This is a genomic window from Escherichia whittamii (assembly GCF_014836715.1).
Classification (GTDB): Bacteria; Pseudomonadota; Gammaproteobacteria; order Enterobacterales; family Enterobacteriaceae; genus Escherichia; species Escherichia whittamii.
In genome coordinates this window covers 1-1,144 of sequence record NZ_JACSQI010000032.1, presented here as the reverse complement: position 1 = coordinate 1,144, position 1,144 = coordinate 1, and the positions used below count along the sequence as shown (strand labels likewise).

General features: G+C 41.4%; 1 protein-coding gene. It reads right to left on the bottom strand.

Going from position 1 to position 1,144, the window contains the following annotated elements; all coding sequences use genetic code 11:
* Positions 1 to 10 precede the first annotated feature (10 nt).
* Positions 11 to 1,144: ISAs1 family transposase (locus H9644_RS21395; protein WP_225221505.1), on the bottom strand; the 1,134-nt coding region annotated here is incomplete at its 5' end.

The following is a 1,144-nucleotide window of genomic DNA, read 5'->3' as shown; positions in this document are numbered from 1 at the left end:
CAGGGCAAGATTACGAAAGCCCGCCCCCCGCAAGGACTGACGCGAGGTAGTCTCTGTCCATGGCTGCTTTTCGCATCTTACGTCTTAGCCCTGCCTTGAATACCTTATGATTCGTCAAAATATTAATCGCAATATGTCTTATCCCTGAAAATAATTCCGCTGCGTTCCCTCTTCTTATTTTGCAGTCATCTTCATTCATTACCACGTCCAGACGCCAGTGCAGCTTATTCTCCACGTGCCAGTGATTTCGGATCGCTGTCGCAAACTTCTCTGCGCTTAAATCAGCAGAGCTGATATAATATCTGACCATCATTTCTGGCTCTTTCTTTTTTTCTGCTATTATTGAGCGAAATGAGACTGCCACGCATAATTTTTTCAGCCCTTTCCATTCAAACGTGAAATCAATAAGATCATCAGGGACGTCGCAAACAAGATGAAGACGGGTTTCTTCTCTACCGTGACTCTTTTCACTTATTGCATAACTGTCATATTCAGGATTATTCAATTCTTTAAGCGGAAATTTTTCCTCAAAGGCTTTATTAAGCCGACCCTGATTTCCTTTTACAGCGAATAAGTAATCGCCGCCCTGTTTTTGTATCTTCTCTGCGATATCTTTCTGGCATCCCATCGCATCGGTTGTGATGGTTTTTCCCTTAATATCCATCATGTTAAGAAGTTCAGGGATGGCGGTAATTTCATTGGACTTCTCATCCGTCTTAATCTGCCCCAGGACCAGACTGTGCATCGTCGAGAACGCACTGATAACATGAATTGCCCCTCTGCGACGGCTTTTATCATAAGAGTGTCGAAGTGTTTTCCCATCAATTGCGATAATGTCTTTATCATTTGAACAATGACAATCACGCATCCAGTTAATAAAACATTCGTGAAATTTTATAGGACTGATACAGGATACAACTCTGGCTATTGTGTCATGAACTGGAATACCGTTTTCAAAATCACCATATTGCTTCAAAAAATCGAGATGTGTTTCCCCAAAATCCTCTATATCTTCCCAACCTTCTGCGCCAGAAATGACGGCACAAATAGTCAACAGTAGAATATCCGACAATTTATGTTCCACTTTCCAGGCTTGTCTGTAATCGGGGATAATAGAAATATGTTCCATCAATTTTTTAAGTTC